The 20,664-nt window shown below is 70.8% G+C and carries 20 protein-coding genes and 2 pseudogenes; 10 read left to right on the top strand and 12 right to left on the bottom strand.

The genetic code is table 11. From position 1 onward, the window contains the following. Positions 1-15: 15 nt before the first annotated feature. The 3 genes from IE258_RS37460 to IE258_RS41510 all read right to left on the bottom strand — a co-directional run bounded on the left by IE258_RS37460 (position 16) and on the right by IE258_RS41510 (position 1,761). Positions 16-324 (bottom strand): DUF8827 family protein, encoded by a 309-nt coding sequence (locus tag IE258_RS37460; protein ID WP_003974839.1) that lies wholly within the window; start codon positions 322-324, stop codon positions 16-18. A 360-nt stretch (positions 325-684) separates the two neighbouring features. Beyond that, positions 685-1,425: a formylglycine-generating enzyme family protein gene (locus tag IE258_RS37455; RefSeq protein WP_189750256.1), complete on the bottom strand. Its 741-nt coding sequence runs from the start codon at positions 1,423-1,425 to the stop codon at positions 685-687. Positions 1,426-1,548: 123 nt separating this feature from the next. Beyond that, complete coding sequence (locus IE258_RS41510; RefSeq protein WP_229892676.1) at positions 1,549-1,761, bottom strand: hypothetical protein; 213 nt, start codon at positions 1,759-1,761, stop codon at positions 1,549-1,551. A gap of 67 nt (positions 1,762-1,828) precedes the next feature. Here IE258_RS41510 and IE258_RS42135 point away from each other — a divergent pair. From IE258_RS42135 to IE258_RS37420, 6 genes and pseudogenes are all read left to right on the top strand, one after another. Continuing rightward, positions 1,829-1,900: pseudogene (locus IE258_RS42135) on the top strand (helix-turn-helix domain-containing protein); the annotation flags it as partial. 70 nt (positions 1,901-1,970) lie between these two features. Next, a pseudogene (locus IE258_RS37440) lies at positions 1,971-2,174 on the top strand (zinc ribbon domain-containing protein); the annotation flags it as partial. A gap of 99 nt (positions 2,175-2,273) precedes the next feature. Continuing rightward, a complete protein-coding gene (locus IE258_RS37435) occupies positions 2,274-2,465 on the top strand; it encodes an ATP-binding protein (RefSeq protein WP_373309978.1) in 192 nt (63 codons plus the stop codon). 31 nt (positions 2,466-2,496) lie between these two features. Next, positions 2,497-4,218: a serine/threonine-protein kinase gene (locus tag IE258_RS37430; protein WP_268256363.1), complete on the top strand. Its 1,722-nt coding sequence runs from the start codon at positions 2,497-2,499 to the stop codon at positions 4,216-4,218. Positions 4,219-4,274: 56 nt separating this feature from the next. Then, positions 4,275-5,279: a C40 family peptidase gene (locus IE258_RS37425; RefSeq protein WP_189750254.1), complete on the top strand. Its 1,005-nt coding sequence runs from the start codon at positions 4,275-4,277 to the stop codon at positions 5,277-5,279. Positions 5,280-5,485: 206 nt separating this feature from the next. After that, complete coding sequence (locus IE258_RS37420) at positions 5,486-6,202, top strand: phosphatase PAP2 family protein (protein ID WP_159328958.1); 717 nt, start codon at positions 5,486-5,488, stop codon at positions 6,200-6,202. A gap of 11 nt (positions 6,203-6,213) precedes the next feature. Here IE258_RS37420 and IE258_RS37415 read toward each other — a convergent pair whose 3' ends face one another. Further along, positions 6,214-7,818 (bottom strand): FAD-binding oxidoreductase, encoded by a 1,605-nt coding sequence (locus IE258_RS37415; RefSeq protein ID WP_189750253.1) that lies wholly within the window; start codon positions 7,816-7,818, stop codon positions 6,214-6,216. Between the two features lie 475 nt (positions 7,819-8,293). Here IE258_RS37415 and IE258_RS37410 point away from each other — a divergent pair, with 475 nt between their 5' ends. Both IE258_RS37410 and IE258_RS37405 read left to right on the top strand, forming a co-directional pair. Next, on the top strand, positions 8,294-9,232 hold the full coding sequence (locus IE258_RS37410; RefSeq protein ID WP_189750273.1) for an SCO4651 family lipoprotein: 939 nt from the start codon (positions 8,294-8,296) through the stop codon (positions 9,230-9,232). A gap of 77 nt (positions 9,233-9,309) precedes the next feature. Further along, on the top strand, positions 9,310-9,474 hold the full coding sequence (locus IE258_RS37405; RefSeq protein WP_171987290.1) for a hypothetical protein: 165 nt from the start codon (positions 9,310-9,312) through the stop codon (positions 9,472-9,474). Here IE258_RS37405 and IE258_RS37400 read toward each other — a convergent pair. Then, positions 9,460-9,849, bottom strand: a complete 390-nt coding sequence (locus IE258_RS37400; RefSeq protein WP_127892494.1) for a metal-sensitive transcriptional regulator — start codon at positions 9,847-9,849, stop codon at positions 9,460-9,462. The two genes, IE258_RS37405 and IE258_RS37400, sit on opposite strands and share 15 nt — an antisense overlap. Positions 9,850-10,055: 206 nt before the next feature. Between IE258_RS37400 and IE258_RS37395 the strand changes: the two genes are divergently transcribed. Both IE258_RS37395 and pitH read left to right on the top strand, forming a co-directional pair. Continuing rightward, positions 10,056-10,676, top strand: coding sequence for a DUF47 domain-containing protein (locus IE258_RS37395; protein WP_030403626.1), 621 nt, complete (start codon positions 10,056-10,058; stop codon positions 10,674-10,676). Between the two features lie 7 nt (positions 10,677-10,683). Further along, positions 10,684-11,682 carry a low-affinity phosphate transporter PitH gene (gene pitH, locus IE258_RS37390; protein WP_127892495.1) on the top strand — a complete coding sequence of 333 codons (999 nt, stop codon included), beginning with the start codon at positions 10,684-10,686 and terminating at the stop codon, positions 11,680-11,682. Positions 11,683-11,917: 235 nt separating this feature from the next. Here the strand turns inward: pitH and pstB are convergent, their stop codons facing one another. From pstB to IE258_RS37355, 7 genes are all read right to left on the bottom strand, one after another. Further along, a complete protein-coding gene (pstB, locus tag IE258_RS37385; RefSeq protein WP_003974830.1) occupies positions 11,918-12,694 on the bottom strand; it encodes a phosphate ABC transporter ATP-binding protein PstB in 777 nt (258 codons plus the stop codon). A 54-nt stretch (positions 12,695-12,748) separates the two neighbouring features. Beyond that, the gene (pstA, locus tag IE258_RS37380; RefSeq protein WP_087808558.1) at positions 12,749-13,813 is read right to left on the bottom strand and encodes a phosphate ABC transporter permease PstA; all 1,065 of its coding nucleotides are present in this window, start codon (positions 13,811-13,813) and stop codon (positions 12,749-12,751) included. Continuing rightward, positions 13,810-14,820 carry a phosphate ABC transporter permease subunit PstC gene (gene pstC / locus IE258_RS37375; RefSeq protein WP_189750252.1) on the bottom strand — a complete coding sequence of 337 codons (1,011 nt, stop codon included), beginning with the start codon at positions 14,818-14,820 and terminating at the stop codon, positions 13,810-13,812. Before pstC ends, pstA begins: the two co-directional genes overlap by 4 nt. A 168-nt stretch (positions 14,821-14,988) precedes the next feature. Beyond that, positions 14,989-16,116 carry a phosphate ABC transporter substrate-binding protein PstS gene (pstS, locus tag IE258_RS37370; protein ID WP_189750251.1) on the bottom strand — a complete coding sequence of 376 codons (1,128 nt, stop codon included), beginning with the start codon at positions 16,114-16,116 and terminating at the stop codon, positions 14,989-14,991. Positions 16,117-16,309: 193 nt separating this feature from the next. After that, positions 16,310-16,792, bottom strand: coding sequence for an NUDIX hydrolase (locus IE258_RS37365; protein WP_229892673.1), 483 nt, complete (start codon positions 16,790-16,792; stop codon positions 16,310-16,312). A 34-nt stretch (positions 16,793-16,826) separates the two neighbouring features. Then, positions 16,827-18,212, bottom strand: a complete 1,386-nt coding sequence (locus tag IE258_RS37360) for a CHAD domain-containing protein (protein ID WP_373309977.1) — start codon at positions 18,210-18,212, stop codon at positions 16,827-16,829. Beyond that, complete coding sequence (locus tag IE258_RS37355; RefSeq protein WP_189750249.1) at positions 18,193-20,433, bottom strand: RNA degradosome polyphosphate kinase; 2,241 nt, start codon at positions 20,431-20,433, stop codon at positions 18,193-18,195. Before IE258_RS37355 ends, IE258_RS37360 begins: the two co-directional genes overlap by 20 nt. Between the last annotated feature and the right edge of the window lie 231 nt (positions 20,434-20,664).

The raw sequence follows: 20,664 nt of genomic DNA, 5'->3' as shown, positions 1-20,664 counted from the left end.
CGGTTGGGTGCCGGGCTACACGGCCATCCCGTACACGATGGTGAAGAGCGTGCCGAGCGAGCCGATGATGAACACGCCCGTCAGCCCCGCGATGATCAGGCCCTTGCCCTGCTCCGCGCTGAAGGTGTCCCGGAGTGCGGTGGCACCGATGCGCTGCTTGGCGGCGCCCCAGATGGCGATGCCGAGGCAGAGCAGAATGGCGACGGCCATGACGACCTGGACCATCGTCTTCGCCTCGGTCCCCAGCGCACCGAAGGGGCCCCAGTCCGGAGCGATCCCCCCGATGATGGTGTTGATGTCTCCCTCGTCGGCCGCAAAGAGCATGTAAGTCACCGCCCCTGTTGGGTAGTTCCGCGCCCTCTGCGGGCATGCAGAGGTCAAGCCTCATTGTCGCCGACGATGACGCCGTCGCATGTCGCCTTGGCGTCATTGTTTGGCGGGTTTCGTGCGAACAGCTTGTCACCGTCCGGCGCCGGCTGGTCAGTCGGCTCCGAGACGGCTCCCGGTGGTCGTATCGTCACTCTGTGTATCACGGCGGGGCATGGCTGGCAACGATGTGTAAGCGAAACCTGTGGTGCGGTTCGGTCGTTGAGCCCTGATTTGGTGTCAGTGTCTCTTAGGTCTCTTAGCTGCCCCCTACGGAGCGACCAGCCTTGAGGGCGCAGGCGTCGCGGTCTTCCGGGCCTACGCCGCCGGTGCCGCCAGGCGGACGCCCACGCCGATCGCTGCGAGGTCCGGCTCGTAGGCGCCGTGGCGGCGGGCGCACCGGGCCAGGTCCCGGTCGTGGCGGAACGCGCCGCCCCGGGTGATGTGCCGGTCGAAGGCCCAGTCCTCGGTGCTCGGCACCTCCGCGGGGGCGCCGGGGTAGGGAGCGTAGAGCGTGGAGGTCCACTCGTCGGCGTTGCCCGCCATGTCCAGCACGCCGAAGGGGCTGGCTCCGTCGGGGAACGAGCCGACCGGTGTCGTCGTGCCGATGCCGAGGTCCACGAGATTGGCCAGGCCGGTGCGGTACTCCTCGCCCCACGGGAACTCCCGGCCGTCGTCGCCCCGTGCGGCGCGTTCCCACTCGTCCTCCGTGGGTAGCCGTACGTCCAAGCCGCCGAGCCGCTCCCCGATCCACCGGCAGTAGTCCGTCGCCGCCTCCCAGGTGACCCCGATGACCGGGTGGTCCAGTGGCGACGACCTGGGGAGCGGTCGGTTGGTCGCTGCCGCGTACCGGGCCCACTGGCCGACCGTGACCGGTGTGCGGGCGATCCGGAAGGCGGGGACGTGGATCTCTGCGCGCGGTGTCTCCTTCAGGTACCACTCCAGTGGCACGCCGGTGTCCGCGTAGTGGCGGGCCACGGCCCGCACCTCGTCCACCGGCGTGCCCCGACGCAGTAACCCGGCCGGAACGTCGACCCAGTCCACCTGCTCCGCCTGCATGGCCCCTCCTCGGCTCGAGCGAACGAACCACATGTTCACGCCGGTGGTTGGGGACCCGCCTCGGCCTGCGGGCCCATCTCGGGAGCGACCTTGGGACCAGGACTGCGCGCGGGTCTACGGCGCCTACGAGGCGAAGTGGTCGAACTCCTCCGCGCGCACGCCGCGCACGAAGGTGTCCCACTTGTGGTGATCGGTCGTGACGGCGGTCCCCGGCGCGCCGGTGGCGTGCACGCGGACGGCGCTGCCGTGGTGCGTGGCGACGGTGACCTCATTGGCCGGCGGTCGGCGGCCCGACTTCAGCCCGGTGTCCCCGGCGGAGCCGGAGAGTGCTGTCACCTGCGGGTGAGGCGGGGAGCGAGTGTTCCGGGTTACGACTGGAGTGGTGTGTTCGTACGATCTTCGCATGCGGCTTCGGTACGCGTTTCGGGTGTATCCGGATGCCGGTCAGCGCCTCTTGCTGGCGAGAGCGTTCGGGTGTGCCCGGGTCGTCTTCAACGACGCGGTCCGTGCCCGTGAGGAGGCACGCAGGGCCGGCCTGCGACTGACCCAAACCCCTCAATGTGCGGGAATGGACCTGCACCGCCTGCGACACCGTCCACGGCCGGGACCACAACGCTGCGATCAACATCAGAACGGCCGCCGGACTGGCGGCGTCGGCCTGCGGAGCGCCGGTGAGACCAGGAGCAATCCCGGCACAGCGCGAAGAAACAGGAAGCCACGGACTCCCGACCGACGTTTGTGCCGCGTAGTGGCACAGCAGCAGGTCGAGAAGGCCAGAATCCTCGGGCGGAAGCCCGAGGAGCAAGTCAAACCCTCCACCTCCCGCACGATCCACCGGCGACTGGCGGGTGCCGTCCGGGTTCCGGGAGGGCAAGCCCGGCGATGGCGACGTACCGCCGGGCGACGCCGAGGGCGGCCGGGGACTGCACCTGGTGCGGGCCTGCGCGGACGCCGTGGGCGTGTCCGTACCGCGCGAGCTGGGCGCGTCGAGGGGCGGCAAGCTGCTGTGGGCCGAGTGCCGCCGGGACGACCTGCCGTGACGGTCAAGGCCGGGCGCCGGTCCAGCAGTTGGTGGATCTTTGTGGCAGTGTCTGGCGCGTGGAGGCACTCAAGGCTCAAGATCCCGCACGTATAGGTGCGTACACGCTGCTTGCCCGGCTGGGTGCGGGTGGCATGGGGCAGGTCTACCTCGGGCGCTCGCCGGGTGGTCGGCTGGTCGCTCTCAAGGTGATCCGCGATGAGATCGTCGACCGCCCTGAGGCGATGGCACGCTTCCGGCGTGAGGTGGAGACCGTAGGCGCGGTACGGAGCGCGTACACGGCGAACCTCATCGACGCGTCGTTGGAGGCCGCGCCCTACTGGCTGGCGACCGAGTACGTGGCGGGTCCGACGCTCAGCCGTGGAGTCGAGGAGCAGGGGCCGCTGCCCGCGGAGACCTGCCGAGGAGTGCTCGCGGCCCTTGCGGAGGGGCTCGCGGCGGTGCACGGCTGTGGCGTGACGCACCGGGACCTCAAGCCGCAGAACGTCATCCTCGCCGCACAGGGGCCGCAGCTCATCGACTTCGGAATCGCCCGGGGAGCGGGCCAGACCGCGCTGACCGAGGCCGGATTCGCGCCGGGCACCCCGGGATACACCGCCCCCGAGGTGCTGATGCGCAACGAGGTCGGCCCGGCCGCGGACGTGTTCGCGCTCGGTGCGACGCTCGCGTACGCGGCCACCGGGCGCCCTCCGTTCGGATCGGGTGATCCCGCCGGGGTGAGCTACCGCGCGGTGCACGAGCCGGTCGACGCCGCCGGTGTGGACCCGGGCCTCGCGGCGCTCATCGAGGCGTGCGTGGCCAAGGACCCGGCCGCGCGGCCCCGGCTCGACGAGGTGATCGCACGGTGCGGGGTGCGGACGGCGCTGGTCGAGGACGCCTTCTACGCAGCTCTCGCACCGCTGGCCGAGGCGGTACCCCGGATCCCGGCGGCGGCTCCGCCGCCTCCTCCGGTGAGTCCGCACGACCTGCCCACCTCCACTGCCCCGCACGGCGGCTACGGCTACACCCCCACGCATGTCGTACAACCGGCGGAGCCGGTGCGTCGTCGCCGCGTCGCGACGTGGGCGGTGGGCCTGTCCGTGGCTGTCGCGGTGGGTGCGGCGGGCGCGTTCGTGCTGGCCTCGCGCGGCGATGACGGAGACGGAGACGGGGGCAAGGGCTCCGCCGCCGGTGCGGACACCACCGCGTCGCCGACCGCTTCGGCCTCCGAAGCGGCGAAGGGCGGGGCACCTGCCTACGCCGGGGACAAGCTGGATCGCACGTTGTGGAACTCCGGAACCCGTGAGTGCCAACTGCCCGCGGGCGAGCGCGCGATGGACAAGTTCATGAGGTCCATCGCCGACCCGGACCATCCGGAGGTCAATGACCCGGACCTGCTCTCGCCCCGGCGCAAGGTCGAGATCGGGTTCCGGGACGGCAGCCCCGCGCCCTCCGACGAGCCGTACTACGTCACCGTCAGCGTGAAGCCGCCGCACGACATCGATCCGGACACCGGAAAACCCGTGCAGGGCATCCTGGTCGACAACCGCACGATCGGCTACCTGAGCAAGCCGGTCGATCTGCACGCGGGCGGTGAACCGGGGGAGTGGAAGTCCGTCACCTACCCCGACGACTTCCAGCAGTGGATCAAGGGGCAGGGGACGCCCGCGATTCCGTTGGTCAACGACCCGGGGGACTGGACCGTGCAGTGGCACCACATCCGCACCCCCGACGACTACACGAGTATCGACTGCGCCGGGTTCGCAGTGAAATAGCGCCACTCTGGTCGGAAATCGTCTTGAACAGCGTCCTCATGGGGGAGGGTTGAGCCGTGCGCAAAGTGTGGGTGGTCGGTGGTGCGGCGGTCGGGGCCGGGCTGAGCTTCGTCATGCTGCTCGTCCTCGGCGTGTACCTCGTCGCCGGGAACCTCTCGGGCGGGGCGGGTGGTGGCGGGGCCAAGACGCTGGCCAAGGGGTCGGTCCCCGCCGCGTACCAAAGTCTCGTGGCCCGATGGGGCAACCTGTGTCCGGCCATCAACCCGGCCCTGCTCGCCGCCCAGCTCTACCAGGAGAGCGGCTGGGACCCGGACGTCGTCAGCCATGCCGACGCGCGCGGCATCGCCCAGTTCATTCCGGGGACCTGGGCGGCCCACGGCATCGACGGCGACGGGGACGGTGACCGCAACATCTGGGACCCGAAGGACGCGATCCCGTCGGCGGCGTCGTACGACTGCGAGCTCGCCCGCTACGTGAAGGACGTGCCCGGCGACACCACCAACAACATGCTCGCCGCCTACAACGCGGGCGCCTACCGGGTGATAAAGGCCGGCGGGGTGCCCGCGATCAGCGAGACCCAGAACTACGTAAAGATCATTCGGAGTCTGGAGAAGAGCTTCGCCGCCCCCGTCGGGCGGGTCGATCCCTCCGAGCAGGCCGCCGGGGCCATTGCCTACGCGCAGAAGAAGTTGGGGACGCCGTATCTGTGGGGTGGGAACGGGACCGCCGACCAGGGTGGGCGGTTCGACTGTTCGGGGCTGACCAAGGCAGCGTACGAGAGCGTGGGGATCAAACTGCCGCGGGTCGCCAACGACCAGTACAACGCGGGGCCGCACCCCGGGCGGGACGAGTTGCTCCCCGGGGACCTGGTGTTCTTCTCGGACGACCTCACCAACTCGCGGGCCATCCGGCACGTGGGTATCTACGTGGGCGGCGGGTACATGATCGACGCGCCGCGGACGGGCGCGGTCATTCGGTTCGACCCGATCGACACCCCCGACTACTTCGGGGCCACCCGGGTGACCGAGGATGGCGCGAAAGCGCTGCCCACCACGGTGTGAATGGGAGGGTGTGGACCCAGCGTGAAACCCTGCCCTGAGCTGCAGTGACGTGTCTCTCTTCGATAACGTCTGCGTGATCATTCAGTGGAGTGTGGAACGTATCAATGGGGACCGTGCGTTCCTGTTGACGTACAGCTGACCACGGGGGTGGCAGAAGAGGCGTGCGTTCGGTGCGCCGGAGGACATGACGAAGGGGCCGCAGCACCATGGCTGGACTCGCCGAATCCGGGTCGAACCCCGACGTCGAGCTGCTCTACGACATCAACGGCCTGGCCAAGGACGCGCCGCACTGGTTCGACCGGGTCATGGAGTTCGTCGGTGAGTACGGACTGCTGTTCGCGATCGTGCTGCTGGTGCTGTGGTGCTGGTGGGGCGTGCGCCGGCGGGGCGGCGAGGACGCGGCCTCGAACGTGGCAGCGCTGGTGTGGGCACCGCTCGCCGCCGGAGTCGCCGTACTCGTCAACGTGCCGATACGGGGGTTCGTCGAGCGGCCGCGGCCCTTCAAGTCGCACGACGGGCTCGAAGTGCTCGTGGAGGGGAAGAACGACTTCTCGTTCGTGAGCGACCACGCCACGCTCTGCATGGCCCTGGCGGTCGGACTGTTCGTCGCCAACCGGAAGTTCGGGATCGCCGCGATCGTGCTGGCCCTGTTCGGCGGCTTCGCCCGGGTCTACATGGGCGTGCACTACCCGACCGACGTCGTGGGCGGGTTCGCCCTCGGTACGGCCGTCGCGCTGCTGCTGTCGCCGGTCGCCATGGCCCTGCTGACGCCGCTGACCCGGGCCGTCGAGCGTTCGCCCCGGGTGGGGTGGCTGATCAGCGCGCGAGGGCGGGCGGGTGCCGCCGGGCGCGGTGCGGTGATCCCCGGGGCGCGCAAGGAGAGTGCCGCCGAGGCGTCGGGCGAGCGGGATCTCGCCGCCTGACGCTCTGACGGTCACAGTGCCTGCGGGTAGGTGAAGACGCGGTCCGGGTCGTACTGGTGCTTCAGACGCGCCAGGCGCGGGGCCGCGTCTCCGTAGTAGGCCGTCCGCCAGTCCGTCAGATCCGGGTCCGCGTAGTTCTGGTAGGCGGCGCCCGAGGCGTACGGGCGCATCGCGCCGTAGGCGGAATCCAGCCAGGACTGCGGTGCCTTTCCGCTCGTGCCCGGCCGCCACGAGACGAGGTACTGGGCCAGCATCCGGGAGCGCCGGTGCACGAACGCGGTGGCCGTCGGGGAGACGCGGTTCACCGCCCCGCCGAGCGCCGTGAACGCGATGCTGCCGGCGCCGCCGCGCACCTGCGGGAGCTGCGCGAGCAGGGCCTTGATGCCGGCGGGCGGGATCGAGCGGTCGTAGAAGTCCGAGCGGGCGGCGTAGGTCTCGCGGCCCAGCGAGCCCTCCGGGGAGTGTCCGGGCGCCGAGCCCGGGAGGTGGCAGCGGGCGTCGGTCGAGAAGGACGAGCAGCCCGCGTACATCTCCATCGACTCCTCGTACGTACGGCGTTTGAGGGAGACGTGGCTCGCGGACGAGCCGATGCGGTCGGCCAGGCGGTCGACGGCGTTCTGGAGTTCGCCGTAGGAGCCGAGGGAGAAGGCCGAGACCGACAGGGTGGGGGTGTGGCCGGGGGCCGCGGCCAGGTGGAGGGAGGACCAGATCTCGTCGGGCTGGCCGGGACCCCACTCCTGCCAGGCGCGGACCGCCGCGGCCGCCTTCCGCCAGGGCCAGGTCATGTACGCCGATACGGCTCTGGGGGCGGGGTGGGTGCGGAAGTGGAACTCCGTGACGATGCCGAAGTTGCCGTTGCCCGCGCCGCGCAGGGCCCAGAAGAGCTCCTTGTGGTCGCCCGCCGCGTCGGCGGTGATCTCCTTGCCGTCGGCCGTGATCAGGGTGGCCCGGGTGAGGCTGTCGCAGGTCAGGCCGTAGGCGCGGGAGACGACGCCGTGGCCGCCGCCGAGGGTGAGGCCGGAGATGCCGACGGTGGGGCAGGAGCCGGCCGGGACGGTCACGCCCTTCGCGGCGAGGGCGCGGTAGACGTCGATCAGCTTGGCGCCGGCGCCGACGACCGCCTCGCCGGCGGAGGCGCGGACGCGGTTCAGTTTCGAGACGTCGATGATCAGGCGGCCGTCGCCGGAGGACCAACCCGCGTAGGAGTGGCCGCCGTTGCGGATCGCCACGGGGATGTGGTGGGCGCGGGCGTAGGAGAGGGCGGTGCGGATGTCGTCGGGGTGGGCGGCGTAGGCGACGGCGGCGGGTTTCAGGGTGTCGAAGCGGGTGTTGTAGAGCTGGTGGGCCGTTTTCCAGGTGCGGTCGCCGGGGCGGACCAGAGGGCCGTCCAGGGATTTGGCGAGGGCGGTCCAGGTGGCGGGGGGCTTGGGGGTGGGGGCCTTGGGGGTGAGGGTTGCGCTGTTGCCGACGTTGGCTGTGCGTGTGGTTGTGCGTGTGGTTGTGGCTGCGGTCGCTTTGGAGTCGGTGCCTGGGGACTGGTGCTTGCCTGTGCAGGCGGTTGTGGCTGCTGCCAGGGTGGTGGCTGTGGTGGTGGTGAGGAATGTGCGCCGGTGCATGTCGCCTCCGCGTCTCGTGGGGGGTCTTGGGGGGAGACGGGGGTGTGGGGGGCGGGGTTCCCTGGGCGTCGGCTGTACGGGTGCACGGGGGTACGGATGTACGGCGTGGGTGCTTGCCGCGCTGGGCGGGTGCCGCTGCGCCCACCCGTGCCGCCCCAGCGGCACGACTGCCCGCAGCGACGGCGGCGTCGACTGCCCGCAGCTGCCGGGGGGCTAGGTGGTGGTGTGGGTTTGGGCGTCTGTGCGGGCCTGGCTTCTGGCTCTGCGGGCCGGGCCTCGCCAGCCGCAGGTGCAGCGGGCCAGGCAGAAGGGGCCTTGTTCGACCGTTGTCGTGAGGTGTTCCGGGGCGTCCCCGGGGGCTTCGAGACCGTCCTGCTGCGCCACGCCCACAACGTTACCGGGGTCGCCTGCCCCTCGTTAAGCGGGACGGCAGGGGGTCCGGAACGGGCGTGACGGCGTGGGACAGCAGGTGGCGATGGTCGGGCGGGAGCGGAAGCGGGAGCTGCGGAGTCGGAGGGCGGGCGGCGCTCTCGCCCTCGTCGGCGGTGTGGTCTGCGTCTGTCTTACCGGCGCCGGGTGCTCCGGAGAGGGAGCCGCGGTCCAGGGGGCGGACGGCGGGGACCCGGTCGCCGCGCTGCACCGGGCCGCCGACCGGCTGGTGGCCGCCGGGAGCGCCAAGGCGCGTACCGCGATGCAGATGGCCAGCGGCGGGACGCGGGTGACCATCCGGGGCGAGGGTGTGTACGACTTCGAGGAGCGGCTCGGGCAGTTGAAGGTGCGGCTGCCCCAGGACCCGGCGGGGACGAGTGAGCACCGGCCGATCACCGAGCTGCTTGCCCCGGGGGCTCTGTTCATGAAGAACCGGGGCGCCGGTGTCCCCGACGACAAGTGGGTGCGGGTGGAGACCGACTCGTTGTCCGACGGGAACCTGGTGACCGGCGGGGCGACGGATCCGTTCGCCGCCGCCGAGGTGCTGCGGGGGACGCGGACGGCGACGTTCGTGGAGCGCACGGAGGTCGCCGGTACCGCGGTGCGGCACTACCGGGGGACCGCCGATCTGGCGCGGGCGGCGCGCGGGGCATCGGAGGGCAACAGGAAGGCGCTGGCCGCGGCGGCCCAGGGGTTCGCCACCGCCGAGGTGCCCTTCGACGCCTACCTCGACGACGAGGGCCGTATCCGCAAGGTCCGGCACCGCTTCAGCTTCGCCAACGGGCGCCGGGACGGTACCGGCATCGTGGACGTCGCCTCGACGACGCTGCTCTACGACTTCGGCGCCGCCGTCCGCGTACGGTTGCCCGAGGAGCAGGACATCTACGCCGGCAAGATCGCCGCCGAGCCCGGCGAGTCCGGCGAGCCGGGCGGCACGGGCGGACCCGGAGAGGGCTCCGGTGCGGTGGGCGACGGCAAGAACTAGCCCTTCCGTGCCATGCGCGGTGTGTAGGCCGCTCCCTACTCTAGGAAGTCGGTGACGGCAGAGACGAGGTGACGCGTGTGGCTCCGGTCGGCGGTACGGCGGTTCAGGACCACGTGGCCCTCGCCGAGATCGAGCTGTGCGGCGAGCTGATCATCGCGGCGTCGGCCGCCCGGGAGCGGCTCAGCCTGGAGAGCATCGACGAGGTGCTGCGCGTCGCCGAGGAGCGGTCACGTACGCAGTAGGCGGCCGATGGCCTTCGTCGCCTCTTCCACCTTCGCGTCGATCTCGTTGCCGCCCTTGAGGGCCGCGTCGGCGACGCAGTGGCGCAGGTGCTCCTCCAGCAGTTGCAGCGCGAAGGACTGCAGGGCCTTGGTGGAGGCGGAGACCTGGGTCAGTATGTCGATGCAGTAGACGTCCTCGTCGACCATCCGCTGCAGGCCGCGGATCTGGCCCTCGATGCGGCGCAGGCGCTTGAGGTGCTCGTCCTTCTGTTTGTGGTAGCCGTGCACACCGCGGTCGTGGTCGGTCACGATGTCCGTGCCGTCCGTCTCGGCCTGGTGCGGCGTCTGCTCCACGGCGGGGGAGGGCGCACCCGCGCCGGCCTCGGTGGTCGTCATCGCGTCCTCCAATTACGGACATATACCCCTGGTGGGTATATGGTAACGAACTTTCCCGGGTAGGGGGCCCTTGCCGGAGCGGCCGACGTCGCCCCCCTGCTCATCACTCTGCCTGATGGGCGACACTGGTGGACGGCCGATAGCAGTGGCCGGATGATGCGCCTAGCATCAGCCTGACCGAAACCGATGCACCCCGAGGACCCCACGTGCGCTTTCGTCTGACCCCCAGGGAGACGAGCTTCTACGACATGTTCGCCGCTTCCGCGGACAACATCGTCACGGGCTCCAAGCTCCTGATGGAACTGCTCGGGGCGGACGCATCCGCCCGGGCCGAGATCGCAGAGCGTATGCGGGCCGCCGAACACGCGGGTGACGACGCCACGCACGCGATCTTCCATCAGCTGAACTCCTCGTTCATCACGCCCTTCGACCGCGAGGACATCTACAACCTCGCCTCGTCCCTCGACGACATCATGGACTTCATGGAGGAGGCCGTCGACCTGGTCGTCCTCTACAACATCGAGGAACTGCCCAAGGGTGTCGAGCAGCAGATCGAGGTGCTGGCGCGGGCCGCCGAGCTGACCGCCGAGGCCATGCCGAACCTGCGCACCATGGACAACCTCACCGAGTACTGGATCGAGGTCAACCGCCTGGAGAACCAGGCCGACCAGATCCACCGCAAGCTGCTCGCCCACCTCTTCAACGGCAAGTACGAGGCCATCGAGGTGCTGAAGCTGAAGCAGATCGTGGACGTGCTGGAGGAAGCGGCCGACGCGTTCGAGCACGTGGCGAACACGGTGGAGACCATCGCCGTCAAGGAGTCCTGAGCCGTTCATGGACACCTTTGCTCTGGTCGTGACCATCGGGGTCGCGCTCTTCTTCACGTACACCAACGGATTCCACGATTCGGCCAACGCGATCGCCACCTCCGTGTCGACGCGTGCGCTGACGCCGCGGGCGGCGCTCGCCATGGCCGCGGTCATGAACCTGGCCGGTGCGTTCATGGGATCCGGGGTCGCCAAGACCGTCAGTGAGGGGGTGATCGAGACCCCCGAGGGTTCGAAGGGGATGGGGATCCTCTTCGCGGCGCTCGTGGGCGCCATCGTCTGGAACCTCATCACCTGGTACTTCGGGCTGCCCTCGTCCTCGTCGCACGCGCTGTTCGGCGGCATGGTCGGCGCCGCGCTGGCCGGGAGTACGACCGTGTACTGGCACGGGGTCGTCGACAAGATCGTCATCCCCATGTTCGTGTCGCCGGTGATCGGTCTGCTCGCCGGTTACCTGGTGATGACCGCCATCATGTGGATCTTCCGGCGGGCCAATCCGCACAAGGCCAAGCGCGGCTTCCGCATCGCGCAGACCGTGTCGGCGGCGGGCATGGCGCTGGGGCACGGCCTGCAGGACGCGCAGAAGACGATGGGCATCGTCGTGATGGCGCTGGTCATCGCCGACGTCGAGGACTACGGCGACCCGATCCCGGTGTGGGTGAAGCTCGCCTGCGCGCTGATGCTGTCCGCGGGGACGTACGCCGGTGGCTGGCGGATCATGCGGACGCTGGGACGGAAGATCATCGAGCTGGACCCGCCGCAGGGGTTCGCCGCGGAGACGACGGGGGCCTCGATCATGTTCGGGTCGGCCTTCATCTTCCACGCGCCGATCTCCACGACGCACGTGATCACCTCGGCGATCATGGGCGTGGGGGCGACGAAGCGGGTCAACGCCGTGCGGTGGGGGGTCGCGAAGAACATCATCATGGGGTGGTTCATCACGATGCCCGCGGCCGCGGTGGTGGCCGCGGTGTCGTTCTGGGTGGTCAATCTCGCGTTCTTGTAGAGCGCTGCCCTGGGTTGTACCGGGCGGGGGTCGCTGACCGGCGCTGGCCGGGTGCCGCTGCGCCCACCCGTGCCGCCCTGGGGGTACCTCCCAGGCCGTTCAGGCACCGGCGGAGGCACGACTGCCCGCAGCTACGTGGAAGGGCCCGCCCCCGGATTCCGGGGGCGGGCCCTTGTGCTCCTCGCGGTGGCACCGCCATGCAGCACCGCGAGGGGTTCGGTGGGGCGGGGCCGGTCTAGCCGAAGCGGCCGGAGATGTAGTCCTCCGTGGCCTGGACCGACGGGTTGGAGAAGATCCGCTCCGTCTCGTCGATCTCGATCAGCTTGCCGGGCTGCCCGACCGCCGCCAGGTTGAAGAACGCCGTACGGTCCGAGACGCGCGCCGCCTGCTGCATGTTGTGCGTCACGATGACGATCGTGAAGCGCTCCTTCAGCTCGCCGATCAGGTCCTCGATGGCGAGGGTGGAGATCGGGTCCAGGGCGGAGCAGGGCTCGTCCATCAGGAGCACGTTCGGCTCGACCGCGATCGCGCGCGCGATGCACAGGCGCTGCTGCTGGCCGCCGGAGAGGCCGGAGCCCGGCTTGTTCAGGCGGTCCTTGACCTCGTTCCAGAGGTTGGCGCCGCGCAGCGACTTCTCGACGACGTCGTCCAGCTGGGACTTCTTGTACTTGCCGTTCAGACGCAGACCCGCCGCCACGTTGTCGTAGACCGACATCGTGGGGAACGGGTTCGGGCGCTGGAAGACCATGCCGACCTCGCGGCGCACGGCCACCGGGTCGATGCCCGCGCCGTAGAGGTTCTCGTCGTCGAGCATCACCTTGCCGTCGACGCGGCCGCCCGGGGTGACCTCGTGCATGCGGTTGAGCGTGCGCAGGAAGGTGGACTTGCCGCAGCCGGAGGGGCCGATGAAGGCCGTCACGGAGCGGGGCTCGACGGTCATCGAGATGTCCTCGATGGCGAGGAAGGAGCCGTAGTAGGCGTTGAGGCCGCTGACATCTATGCGCTTGGCCATGGGTATCACTGCTTCTTTCGGGTCCGGTCGCGGACGGTGCTTCTGCGGGTCGCGTCAGCGACCGGTCTTCGGGGCCTTCCAGCGGGCGATGCCGCGGGCCGCGAGGTTGAGGATCATGATGAACGCGATCAGCGTCAGGGCCGCCGCCCAGGCACGGTCGTAGGCCGCGTCGGAGCCCGCGCCGTACTGCAGGTAGATGTACATCGGCAGCGACTCCTGCGGGTCCTGGAAGGGATTCGCGTTGATGAAGTCGGTGCCCCAGACCAGCAGCAGCACGGGGGCCGTCTCGCCAGTGATGCGGGCGACGGCCAGCATGACGCCGGTGACGATGCCGCCGATCGAGGTCGGCAGGACCACCTTGAGGATCGTGCGCCACTTGGGCACGCCCAGGGCGAGGGACGCCTCGCGCAGCTCGTTCGGGACGAGCTTCAGCATCTCCTCGGTGGAGCGGACGACCACCGGGATCATCAGGATGCACAGGGCGAACGAGCCGGCCACGCCGGACGGGCCCATGTCCAGGATCAGCACCCACAGGCTGAGGACGAACAGACCGGCGACGATGGACGGGATGCCCGTCATGACGTCCACGAAGAAGGTGACGGCCTTGGCGAGCCGGCCGCGGCCGTACTCGACCAGGTAGATCGCGGTGAGCACGCCGACCGGCACGGAGAACAGCGTGGCGAGGCCGACCTGCTCCAGGGTGCCGAGGATGGCGTGGTAGATGCCGCCGCCGGGCTCGCTGTCGCCGACCACGCCCATCGAGTGGGTCAGGAAGTAGCCGTCGAGGACCTTCACGCCCTGCTTCACGGTCTCCCAGATCAGGGAGAGCAGCGGGATCAGGGCCAGCAGGAAGGCGACCCAGACCATGCTGGTCGCGACCCGGTCCTTGGCCTGCCGACCGCCCTCGACGCGCGCCGAGATGCCGTACGAACCGGCGACGAAGAGGACCGCGGCGATCAGGGCCCACTGGATGCTGCTGTTGAGCCCGGCGGCGGTGCTGATGCCGAGGCCGAGGAGGACCGAGCCGGCCGCGACCGCCCAGGGGAACCACTTGGGCAGGGTGGCGGCGCGCAGGGAGCTGCGGTTCTTGGGGGCGGGGGTCAGGGTTGCGTTGCTCATGCGTTGGCCCCCGAGTACTCCTTGCGGCGGGCGATGATCATGCGGGCGCCGCCGTTGACCAGCAGGGTGATGACGAACAGGACCAGACCGGAGGCGATCAGGGCGTCGCGGCCCATCTGGGTGGCCTCGTTGAACTTGCTGGCGATGTTCTGGGCGAAGGTGCCGCCGCCCGGGTCGAGCAGACTCGGGGTGATGTCGAAGGTCGGGGAGAGCACCATGGCCACGGCCATCGTCTCGCCGAGCGCGCGCCCGAGGCCGAGCATCGAGGCGGAGATGACGCCGGAGCGGCCGAAGGGCAGCACCGACATCCGGATGACCTCCCAGCGCGTGGCGCCGAGGGCCAGGGCGGCCTCCTCGTGCATGCGCGGGACCTGCCGGAAGACCTCACGGCTGACGTTGGTGATGATCGGCAGGATCATGATCGCCAGCAGGATGCCCACGGTGAGCAGCGAGCGTCCCGCGCCGCCGTTCCACTCGAAGATCCTGGTCCAGCCGAGGTACTCGTCGAGCCAGCCGTACAGGCCGTTCAGGTGCGGCACGAGGACGAGCGCGCCCCACAGGCCGTAGACGATCGAGGGCACGGCGGCGAGCAGGTCGATCACGTACCCGATCAGGCCGCCCAGCTTGCGCGGGGCGTAGTGCGTGATGAACAGCGCGATGCCGACCGAGATCGGGACGGCGATGGCCATGGCGATGATCGACGACACGACGGTGCCGTAGGCCAGGACCGCGATGCCGAACTCCGGCGGGCTGCCGGTCGGGTTCCATTCGAAGCTGGTGAAGAAGTTCGCCTCGTCCTCGCCGATGGCGAGAACGGCGCGGTAGGTGAGGAAGGCCGCGATGGCGGCCATGATGACCAGCACGAGGATGCCGGACCCGCGGGAGAGGCCGACGAATATCCGGTCGCCGGGGCGGCTGACGCCGCGGCCGGCGCGCTTGCTCCCGGCGGCGGGCGGCCGGGGGGTGCTGGAGGGGGCTGGCTTCTGGGTGTCCGTTGTTATGTCCATCGGGTTCTCCGGTCTGCGGAGCCGTCGTGGTCGGCGGCTCGGGCGGAGCCCCGGTCAAGGGCTCCTGGCGGCGGTGCACCGGACGGTGCGGTCCGGCCCCCGGCGGGGACGCTGTCGGTCCCGGGAGGGACGCTGTCGGCTCCGCGTGGAGGCCGGACCGCACTCGGGTCAGCTCAGGCCCGAGATGGTCTCGCGGACCTTGGTGATGATCTCGGTGGGCATCGGGGCGTAGCCGGCGTCCGCCAGCAGGCCCTGGCCGTCCTCCGAGGCCATGTAGTTCAGGAAGGACTTGGTGGCCGCCAGGGTGTCGGCCTTGTTGCCCTTGTCGCAGGCGATCTCGTACGTCACCAGGACCAGCGGGTAGGCGCCGGCGGCGTCCGGGGTGTAGTCCAGCTCCAGGGCCAGGTCCTTGCCGGTGCCGACGACCTTGGCCGCGCCGATGGCGGCGGTGGCGTTCTCGACGGTGGCCTTGACCGGCTCGGCGGCCGCGGTCTTGACGTCGACGGTCTTGATGCCGTCCTTGGCGTAGGACAGCTCGAAGTACGAGATGGCGCCGGGGGTCCCCTTCACCTGGCCGGCCAGGCCGGAGGAGCCCTGCGCGGACTGGCCGCCCTTGGCCTCCCAGGACTTGCCGCCCTCGTACTTCCAGTCGTCGGGCGCGGCGGCCTTGAGGTACTTGGTGAAGTTGTCCGTGGTGCCGGACTCGTCCGAGCGGTGGAAGGCCTGGATCTTCAGGTCCGGAAGCTTGGCGTCGGGGTTGAGCTTCTTGATCGCCTCGTCGTTCCAGTTGGTGATCTTGCTGTCGAAGATCTTCGCCATGGTCGGGGCGTCCAGGACGAGCGAGTCGACGCCCGTGACGTTGAAACCGACCGCGATCGGGCCGCCGACCATCGGCAGGTCGATGGCCTGGCCGTCCTTGCAGACCTTCTTCGAGGCCTCGACCTCTTCCGGCTTCAGCGCGGAGTCCGAACCGGCGAACGCGGTCTGGCCCTGCGTGAAGGCGGTGATGCCCGCGCCCGAGCCGGTCGGGTTGTAGTTGATCTGCACGCCGTTGCAGGCCGCGACGTACTGCTTGACCCAGGCGTCGATGGCGTTCTTCTGGGCGGACGAACCGGATGCCTGGAGCTGGCCCTTGGCGTCGTCGCACTTGATGTTGCTGTTGGCGGCGGCGCTGGCGTCGCCGCCGTTGCTGTTGCCGCCGGTGTCGTCCGAGCCGCACGCCGTGAGGGCCAGGGCGCCGGAGACGGCGAGAGCACCGAGAGCGAGGGCCCGCCGGTTCATGCGCTGAAGCTTCACTTGAGGGAGTTCCTTCCAGGAGCCGCCGTCCTGAATTCGGCGGCGTGCGAGGAGTGGTAAGGCCGAAATTAGGCAGATGAGATGAAGGCGCCGAAGGGCGTAAATGAACGCCGGGTGAACCCCTGAGGACGGTGCGGTGAGGTCACGGAACGCTTACGTCAAGGACACGGGCCGGTTCCGAGGGGGCGGGGGCTCAGGTCTCCCCGGGTGCTCCGGGAAGGCGCGTCGCCAGCAGCGCGTCCACGAGGGCCCGGTCCCGGGGCTGGGTGAGGCGGGTGCGGGCCGCCTCCGGGGACAGCCACAGGATGCGGTCGACCTCGTCGGAGGGGGCGAAGGCGCCGGGGCCGGCCGCCGCGGCCCAGTAGCGGACCTCTTTGGGGCGGCTGTTCGCGAGGTAGCGCACCGTGGGCAGCTCGGCGTCCGGCTCGGCGGCGTACCCCGTCTCCTCCGCGACCTCGCGCAGGGCGCCGGCGAGCGGCGCCTCACCCGGCTTGAGCTTGCCCTTCGGATGCGACCAGTCGTCGTACTTCGGGCGGTGCACGAGGCACAGCTCCAGGCCGGGGGAGGCAGTCGAGCCCGGGGACGCGGTCGAGCCGGGGGACGCGGTCGAGGGCGCGGGGCGCCACAGGACGCAGCCGGCCGCGCGGACCGTGGTGTCGTCGTCTGCGAGGCTCACGGCACGCACGCCTCCCGTCCTCCTGCGGCCGTTCCTACGGCAGCCTGATCGGTTCCTTGCGCCAGCTGTGCTGGAACGCGTACCGCGCCGCCTCCACCTCATGCCGCTGGTCGGCGTGGAGCACGCCCAGCGCGTACGCCGTCGCCGGGGCGATGCGCGGGGTGCGGGCGGCCTGGGCGGCGGCCGCGGCGGCCTCCGCGGCGTCGCGGTGGCGGTTGAGGGCCTCGCCGGCGGCCAGGAGACGTACGTCCGTGCCGTCGTCCACGTCCCCGGCCGCCGCGCCGGCCAGCGCCTCCAGGGCGTAGCGGTGCAGGCGCAGCAGCAGGCGGACCTGGTGCCAGGGGGCGTCCTGGGGGTGCGGGGCGGGGTCCGGGGAGAGCCCGTGGACCAGCGCCTCGGCGTTGTACGGGCTGCCCGCGGTGACCAGCGGGAGGGCGGCCACGGCGTCGGTGAGGCGCTCCTGCGCGGCGGTGGCCAGTGGGCGCAGGTCGACGGGGGCGGCGTCGGGGCGGGGGGCGGCAGCGGTCCCGCGGCCCGTACTGCTCAGCGGGACTTCGCTGGCCAGTAAGGCGACCTTGTCGGCGACGGCGTGGAAGCGGCTGCTGCCCAGCGCCTGGAGGGCGGTGGAGTGCGCCCGGGTGCGGGCCAGGGTCAGCTGCCGGTCGAGCAGGGCGCCCGCCTTGGCCGCGCCCACCGTGAGGTTGCCGCGGTTCGCGGACGCCGGATGGGCGGCGGCGGGCACGGAGGGCACGGCGGACACGCCGGGCGGCACGGTCGTCGTGACGGTGGACCGGCCCACCGGCCGCGGGGCCGGGAACGCCGTGGAGCCGGAGAGCCGGTGCAGGGCCTGGAGCAGGCGTTCCAGGCGCGACGCGTAGGCGTGCTCCATCGCCAGCGTGCCGGACAGCCAGGCCAGCTCGGGGCGCATCTCCTCCGCCCAGTCGGCGTCCAGCAGCGGCTGGAACGTGTGCAGGGTGGCGCTGATACGGCGGGCGGCGCGGCGCAGGGCGCGGGCCGCGTCCACGTCGTCCGCTGGCGGGGCCGCCCGGTCCGGGCCGCCGTACGTGCCGGTTCCCGTTCTTGTCGGCGCGCCCGCGTGCGCGCCGGTTCCCGCTCCGGCGCCCGCGCCCTTTCTGGCCCCCGGGCCCGTTCCGGCTCCGGTTGCCGGCCCCGTTGCCGGTGCGGTTCCCGCGCCCGTCCCCGACTCCCGGTGCCGGCGCAGTGCGCGCAGGAACTCCGTGGCCTGGGCGCGCAGGTAGCCCACGAGTGCGTCGGTGTCGGTGTCGGCACGCGGGCCCGCACCGGCGTCCCCGCGCGCGGTCGCGCTCGTGTCTGTGCCCGTACCCGCGCTGGCGCTGGTGGGGTGCGGCGGTGGGGCGGTCGCCGCGGGTTCCGTCGGGTCAAGGTGTCGCTGTGCCACGCCGGCGCCTCCGGGCGTCTATGAGCATCTCCTGGATGTTGCGCAGGGGCTGGCCGTCCGCGTCGGTCGCGTGCCGGGTCCACTCGCCGTCCGGGCCGAGGTGCCAGGAGGCGGTCGCGTCGGACATACCGTTCTCGAGGAGCCGGTTCAGGGCCGCCCGGTGGGCCGGGTCGGTGACCCGGACCAGGGCCTCTATCCGGCGGTCGAGGTTGCGGTGCATCATGTCGGCGCTGCCGAGCCACACCTCGGGCTCCCCGCCGTTGCCGAAGGCGAAGACCCGCGAGTGCTCCAGGAAGCGGCCGAGGACGGAGCGGACCCGGATGTTCTCCGACAGAGCCGGCACTCCCGGGCGCAGCGCGCAGATGCCGCGCACCCACACGTCGACCGGCACACCCGCCTGGGACGCCCGGTAGCAGGCGTCGACCACGGCCTCGTCGACCATCGAGTTGACCTTGATGCGGACGTGGGCGGGGCGGCCGGCGCGGTGGTGCTGGATCTCCTTGTGGATGCGGGAGACGAGGCCGTCGCGCAGGGACTTGGGCGCGACGAGCAGACGGCGGTAGGTCTCGCGCCGCGAGTAGCCGGAGAGCCGGTTGAACAGGTCGGAGAGGTCCGCGCCGACCTGCGGGTCCGAGGTGAGCAGGCCCAGGTCCTCGTAGAGCCGGGCCGTCTTCGGGTGGTAGTTGCCGGTGCCGACGTGGCTGTAGCGGCGCAGCGTCTCGCCCTCCTGGCGTACGACCAGGGAGAGCTTGCAGTGCGTCTTCAGGCCGACCAGGCCGTAGACGACGTGACAGCCGGACTCCTCCAGCTTGCGGGCCCACTTGATGTTGGCGGACTCGTCGAAACGGGCCTTGATCTCCACCAGGACCAGGACCTGCTTGCCGGACTCGGCCGCCTCGATGAGCGCGTCGACTATGGGGGAGTCGCCGGACGTCCGGTACAGCGTCTGCTTGATCGCCAGCACGTCCGGGTCGGTGGCGGCCTGCTCCAGGAACGCCTGCACGGAGGTGGAGAAGGAGTCGTACGGGTGGTGCAGCAGGACGTCCTTGCTGCGCAGGGCGGCGAAGATGTCCGGCGCGGACGCCGACTCCACCTCGGCCAGGTCGCGGTGGGTGCCGGCGACGAACTTCGGGTACTTCAGTTCGGGCCGGTCGAGGCTGTGGATGCGGAAGAGGCCGGTGAGGTCCAGGGGGCCGGGCAGTGGGTAGACCTCCGCCTCGCCGATCTTCAGCTCGCGCACCAGAAGGTCCAGGACCTCGCGGTCGACCGACTCCTCGACCTCCAGGCGGACGGGCGGGCCCAGGCGCCGCCGCATCAGCTCCTTCTCCAGGGCCTGGAGCAGGTTCTCCGCGTCGTCCTCCTCCACCTCCAGGTCCTCGTTGCGGGTGAGGCGGAAGGTGTGGTGCTCCAGGACCTCCATGCCCGGGAACAGCTCCTCCAGGTGGGCGGCGATGACGTCCTCGACGGGGACGTAGCGGCCCGGGGACGCCTCAAGGAAGCGGGAGAGCAGCGGCGGAACCTTGACGCGGGCGAAGTGGCGGTGGCCCGTGACGGGGTTGCGGACGACGACCGCGAGGTTGAGGGAGAGGCCCGAGATGTACGGGAAGGGGTGCGCCGGATCGACCGCGAGGGGGGTGAGGACCGGGAAGATCCGGTGCCGGAAGAGGGTGAACAGGCGGGCCTGCTCCTTCTCGGCCAGCTCGTTCCAGCGGACCAGGTGGATGCCCTCCTCGGCGAGCGCCGGGGCGACGTCCTCGTGGAAGCAGGCGGCGTGCCGGGCCATCAGCTCGCGGGAGCGGGCCCAGATCATGTCCAGCACCTCGCGGGGCTGGAGGCCGGAGGCGGAGCGGGTGGCGACGCCGGTCGCGATGCGGCGCTTGAGGCCGGCGACGCGGACCATGAAGAACTCGTCCAGGTTGCTGGCGAAGATCGCGAGGAAGTTGGCCCGCTCCAGCAGGGGCGTGTTCGGGTCCTCGGCGAGTTCGAGCACGCGTTCGTTGAACGCGAGCCAGCTGCGCTCGCGGTCCAGGAAGCGGCCCTGCGGGAGACGGGCGCCGCCGTCCTGGGACTCCTCCGACTCCTCGTACGCGTCGAGGTCGGCGTCGATGTCCGGCTCCAGCCCGGAGACCGTGGCGGCCACCGTGTCCGGGCGGTGCGCCGCGATGGAGCCCACGGAGGGCTGCGTGTGCTGGACCTCTGCCTGGGTGTTCGGCTGCCTCATGAACCCATTCTTCCGCGCCGCGCGCGAGTCAGGCGCGTCGGAGGGCTCCCAGGGCCCGGAAGGCTGTGGCTCGGTCGGCTTCATTCGGTGAGCCTCGCAAGGCTGTCTGAATCGATGGTTACGGGGACATGACGTGCGGGATAGCGGCGGGCCTCCGAAAGGTCGCCGGGAAGGGCGGCGGGGCCTCTCTGGGATCGTGTGAACCGATCGGCTGGGCTCGTGCGATGAGGA

The organism is Streptomyces tendae, assembly GCF_014650435.1.
Lineage (GTDB): Bacteria > Actinomycetota > Actinomycetes > Streptomycetales > Streptomycetaceae > Streptomyces > Streptomyces tendae.
Note: the sequence above shows the minus strand (reverse complement) of the source record. Positions and strands in the feature narration are given on the sequence as shown.

Bases quoted from the DNA above. Each gene is read 5' to 3' on its own strand.
- IE258_RS37455 (WP_189750256.1), bottom strand. From the start codon at position 1,425: ATGCAGGCGGAGCAGGTGGACTGGGTCGACGTTCCGGCCGGGTTACTG.
- IE258_RS37410 (WP_189750273.1), top strand. From the start codon at position 8,294: ATGGTCGGGCGGGAGCGGAAGCGGGAGCTGCGGAGTCGGAGGGCGGGC.
- pstA (WP_087808558.1), bottom strand. From the start codon at position 13,813: ATGAGCAACGCAACCCTGACCCCCGCCCCCAAGAACCGCAGCTCCCTG.
- pstB (WP_003974830.1), bottom strand. From the start codon at position 12,694: ATGGCCAAGCGCATAGATGTCAGCGGCCTCAACGCCTACTACGGCTCC.
- IE258_RS37355 (WP_189750249.1), bottom strand. From the start codon at position 20,433: ATGAGGCAGCCGAACACCCAGGCAGAGGTCCAGCACACGCAGCCCTCC.
- pitH (WP_127892495.1), top strand. From the start codon at position 10,684: ATGGACACCTTTGCTCTGGTCGTGACCATCGGGGTCGCGCTCTTCTTC.
- IE258_RS37415 (WP_189750253.1), bottom strand. From the start codon at position 7,818: ATGCACCGGCGCACATTCCTCACCACCACCACAGCCACCACCCTGGCA.
- IE258_RS37460 (WP_003974839.1), bottom strand. From the start codon at position 324: ATGCTCTTTGCGGCCGACGAGGGAGACATCAACACCATCATCGGGGGG.
- IE258_RS37420 (WP_159328958.1), top strand. From the start codon at position 5,486: ATGGCTGGACTCGCCGAATCCGGGTCGAACCCCGACGTCGAGCTGCTC.
- IE258_RS37400 (WP_127892494.1), bottom strand. From the start codon at position 9,849: ATGACGACCACCGAGGCCGGCGCGGGTGCGCCCTCCCCCGCCGTGGAG.
- pstC (WP_189750252.1), bottom strand. From the start codon at position 14,820: ATGGACATAACAACGGACACCCAGAAGCCAGCCCCCTCCAGCACCCCC.